1 protein-coding gene is annotated in these 5,057 nt (G+C 70.6%); it reads left to right on the top strand.

The genetic code is table 11. The annotated features are described in order from the left end of the window. Window positions 1-5,057: amino acid adenylation domain-containing protein (locus ACFC1R_RS38610; protein ID WP_375946397.1), on the top strand; the 5,057-nt coding region annotated here is incomplete at both ends.

Genomic DNA, 5,057 nt, shown 5'->3' with positions numbered 1-5,057 from the left:
AACCCGCACCGCTCCTCCAGCCATCACCCGCTGTTCCAGATCTCCCTGGGACTCCAGAACACCCAGCAGCCGTCCTTCGACCTGCCCGGACTGCAGGTGGACAGCGAGATCTGGCCCACCGGAACCTCGATGTTCGACCTGGCCATCACCGTCGGCGAGGAGCATGGCCGGAACGGCGCACCTGCGGGGATCAGCGGGTTCGTCGAGTTCGCGACCGACCTGTACGACCGGTCGACGATCGAGGCGCTGACCGCGCGTTGGACCCGGCTGCTCAAGGCGGTCGCCGCCGACCCGTCCCGGCCCATCGGCTCGCTGGACATCCTCACCCCCGGCGAGCACAGCCAGCTCCGCGACTGGTCGGCCACCCCCCGCCCCGAGATCGCCGACGCCACCCTGCCGGAGCTGTTCGAGGCGCAGGTGCAGGCCGCTCCTGATGCCGTCGCCTTGGAGGCCGGGGACGCGACCTGGAGCTACGCCGAGCTGAACGCCCGTGCCAACCGGATCGCGCACTGGCTGATCAGCCGGGGCATCGGCACCGAGCAGCTCGTCGGCGTGGCACTGCCCCGCCGTATCGAGCAGCTCGCCGTGATCCTGGGCATCGCGAAGGCGGGTGCCGGTTATCTGCCGATCGACCCGGACTACCCGGCCGACCGCATCGCCTACGTGCTCGCCGACGCCGCTCCCGCCCTGCTCCTCACCACCGGCCGGCTGGCCGAGGACTTCCCCGCCACCGGCGGCGAGATCCTCACGATCGAGTCCCAGGCGAAGCCGTGGGACGAGCAGCCCGCCACCGATCCGACCGACGCGGACCGGATCGCCCCGCTGACGGCGGCGAACACCGCCTACACGATCTACACCTCCGGTTCGACCGGCCGGCCCAAGGGCACCACCGTCACCCACACCGGACTGGCCTCGCTCATCACCACCCTGGTCGAACGGTGCAATACCGGTCCGCAGAGCCGGGTCGTGCAGCTGGCCTCGCCCAGCTTCGACGCCTCGATGCTGGAACTCCTCCTGGCCATCGGCAACGGCGGCACCCTCGTCCAGCCCACGCCCGGTCACCTCGCCGGTGACGACCTCGCCCGTACCCTGGCCGACCGGCACATCACCCACGCCTTCATCCCGCCCTCTGTTCTGGCCACCCTCCCCGCCGAGGCGGCCCGGACACTTACCGACCTCACCACCCTCATCGTCGGTGCCGAGGCGTGCCCGCCCCACCTGGTTCCGCTGTGGGCACCGGGCCGCCACATGGCCAACCTCTACGGTCCCACCGAGACCACCATCACCACCCTGAGCCACGTTCTCACCCGGGCTCACACGCCTATCGGCGCTCCGAACCACAACACCCGCATCCACGTGCTGGATGAGAACCTGCGCCAGGTCCCGCCGGGCATCCCCGGCGAGCTCTACATCGCGGGCCGGGGCCTGGCCCGTGGCTACCTCAACCGACCTGGGCTGACCGCCGAGCGCTTCGTCGCCGACCCGTTCGGCGAGGCGGGCGACCGGATGTACCGGACGGGTGACCTGGTGCGGTGGAACCGGGACGGTGAGCTGGAGTACCTGGGCCGGACGGATGAGCAGGTGAAGATCCGTGGGTTCCGGATCGAGCCCGGCGAGGTCCAGGCCGTGCTCACCAGGATTCCCGGGGTCGCGCAGGCCCTGGTGGTCCCACGTGAGGACCAGCCCGGTGACGTCCGCCTGGTGGCCTACGTGGTTCCGGAGACGGAGCACGGTGTGTCCACCGAGGAGGTCCGCGACCGTCTGCGGCAGCAGCTTCCGGACTACATGGTCCCGGCTGCGATCATGGTGATCGACAGCATCCCGCTGACGCGGAACGGGAAGATCGACCGCAACGCCCTGCCCGGCCCGGTCTACACCGCGGCCGGTACCGGGCGCGCTGCCCGCACCCCGCGGGAAGAGATCCTGAGCGCGGCGTTCGCCGAGATCCTCGGTCTGCCGAGCGTCGGGGTCGACGACAGCTTCTTCGACCTGGGCGGCCACTCGCTGCTGGCCACCCGCCTGATCAGCCGAATCCGTACGGCACTCGGCGTGGAGATCCCGCTGCGCGCGATCTTCGAGGCCCCGACCGTGACCCGGCTCGCCCGCCGGCTGGCCGACCACGCGGGCGAGCTGCGCCCGGCCCTGGTACCTGCGGCCCGGCCGCAGGTGCTGCCGCTGTCCTACGCCCAGGAGCGGCTGTGGTTCCTGCACAAGCTCGAGGGCCCTTCCGCCACCTACAACATGGCGTACGCGCTGCGGCTGACCGGTGATCTGGACCGGCAGGCACTGCAGGACGCCCTCAACGACGTCATCGCGCGCCATGAGGCACTACGCACCGTCTTCCGCGAGGTCGACGGACAGCCCGGCCAGCACATCCTCGCCCCCGACCAGGCCCGGGTCGCCCTGCAGACCGTGCCCACGGACGAGGACCGGCTGCGCGACCAGCTCCACCGCGCCGCGCAGCACGAGTTCGACCTGTCCGCGCAGGTGCCGCTGCGCGCCCGGCTGTTCACCGTCAGCCCGACCGAGTCGGTGCTGATGCTGATCGTCCACCACATCGCGGCCGACGGCTGGTCGATGGCGCCGCTGGCCCGCGACCTGATCGCCGCCTACACCGCGCGCCTGACCGGCGCCGAGCCCGACTGGCCGCAGCTGCCGGTCCAGTACGCCGACTACATGCTCTGGCAGCGCGATCTGCTGGGTGACGACACCGACCCGGACAGCGCGTTCACCCGGCAGCATGAGTACTGGGCCGGACAGTTGGCCGACCTGCCGGAGCAGGTCACCGTTCCCACCGACCGGCCCCGCCCCGCCGTCGCCGGCAATGCGGGTGACACCATCACCTTCAGCCTCGACGGCGGTCTGCACCGGGACCTCGCCGAGCTGGCCCGTGCCACCGACACGACGGTGTTCATGGTGCTGCAGGCCTCCCTCGCCGCCCTGATGACCCGCCTCGGAGCCGGGACCGACATCCCGATCGGTTCTCCCATTGCCGGGCGTACCGACGAGAACCTGGACGACCTGGTCGGCTTCTTCGTCAACACCCTTGTGGTGCGCACCGACACGGCGGGCAACCCGGCCTTCACCGACCTGCTCGCCCAGGTCCGCCAGACTACTCTGGCCGGCTACACCCACCAGGATGTCCCGTTCCAGTACCTGGTGGAGAAGCTCAACCCGCACCGCTCCGCCGCGCACCACCCGCTCTTCCAGGTCATGCTGGCTCTCCAGAACAACGAGCAGGCCGACTTCCGGCTGCCCGGACTGCACGTCAGCCCTGAGCCGACTCCCACCGGCACCGCGCGGTTCGATCTGTTCATCACCGTCGGCGAGGAGCGCGGCGAGGACGGTGCACCTGCGGGAATCAACGGGTTCATCGAGTTCGCGACGGACCTGTACGACCGGATGACCATCGAGGTCATGGCCGAGCGGTGGGTGCGCCTGCTGCGGGCCGTGGTCGTCGACCCGCGGCTGCCCGTCGACGGGGTCGAGATCCTCGACCGGGCCGAGCGCCGCCACATCCTCAGCGAGTGGAACGACACCGCCGTCGAGGTCCCGTCCGCCACGCTGCCCGAGCTGTTCCAGGCTCAGACGACCCGTACGCCGGACACGACGGCCGTGGTGTTCGAGGGCATCGAGCTCTCGTACGCGGAGCTGAACGTCCGTGCCAACCGTCTTGCCCACCTGCTGATCAGCCGTGGAGCCGGACCGGAGCGGTTGGTCGCACTGGTGCTGGAGCGCTCCGTCGAGATGGTGGTCGCACTGCTCGCCGTCGCGAAGGCGGGCGCCGCCTACCTGCCGGTCGACCCGGAGTACCCGGCGGACCGTATCGCCCACCTACTGGAGGACGGCGCACCTGCGCTGGTACTCGCGACAACCGCCACCGCCGGGCTTACCGCGGCCTCAGCCGTCGTCCTGGACACACCCGCCCTGGTCGAGGAGTTGGCCGGCCTGCCCGACAGCGACCCGGTGGACGCGGACCGGATCCACCCGCTGCGGTCGGCCAACCCGGCGTACGTGATCTACACCTCGGGTTCGACCGGCCGGCCCAAGGGTGTGGCGGTTCCGCACAGCGGCATCGTCAACCGTCTGGCCTGGATGCAGAGCGAGTACGGGATCGGCGCGGACGACCGGGTACTGCAGAAGACGCCGTTCGGATTCGACGTCTCGGTCTGGGAGTTCTTCTGGCCGCTGCTGGAGGGCGGAACGCTCGTCCTCGCCCGCCCGGGCGGGCACAAGGACCCCGGCTACCTGGCTGAGCTGATCCAGCGTGAGCGGATCACCATCGCCCACTTCGTCCCGTCCATGCTCCAGGCGTTCCTCCAGGAGCCCGCTGCGGCCGGTTGCACCGGACTGCGTGCGGTCCTGTGCAGTGGGGAGGCGTTGTCGGCCGACCTGCGCGACCGCTTCGCCGACGCACTTGACGTTCCGCTGCACAACCTCTACGGCCCCACCGAGGCATCGGTGGACGTCACGGCCTGGGCGTGCCGGGAGTCCGACACCGGTGCGAGCGTGCCCATCGGACGCCCCGTCTGGAACACCCGCGTGTACGTGCTGGACGCAGCGCTCCAGCCCGTCCCGCCGGGCGTACCGGGCGAGCTGTACCTTGCCGGCGTCCAGCTGGCCCGTGGCTACCTGAACCGGCCTGGTCTGAGTGCCGAGCGGTTCGTGGCGGATCCGTTCGGCGAGCCGGGCGAGCGGATGTACCGCACCGGAGATGTCGTGCGCTGGACCGCCGAAGGTTTCCTCGTCTACCTCGGCCGCGCCGACGACCAGGTGAAGATCCGCGGGTTCCGCATCGAACTCGGTGAGGTCGAGGCCGCCCTGGCCGCCCACCACGACGTCGCCCACGCTGCCGTCGTCGCCCGTGAGGACCAGCCCGGTGACACCCGGCTGGTGGCGTATGTCGTGCCCGGCACCGCCGCGGACGGCGAGGCGCAGGCTGCCGCCGAACAGGTCGAGGGTTGGCGGGAGTTGTACGACTCGGTGTACGGCCGGCCCACTGCGCCTCTGGGTGAGGATTTCGCGGGTTGGGACAGCTCGTACACGGGTGAGGCGAT

Source organism: Kitasatospora sp. NPDC056138, assembly GCF_042264695.1.
In the GTDB taxonomy this organism is placed as follows: Bacteria; Actinomycetota; Actinomycetes; order Streptomycetales; family Streptomycetaceae; genus Kitasatospora.
This window is presented reverse-complemented; position numbering and strand designations above follow the sequence as displayed.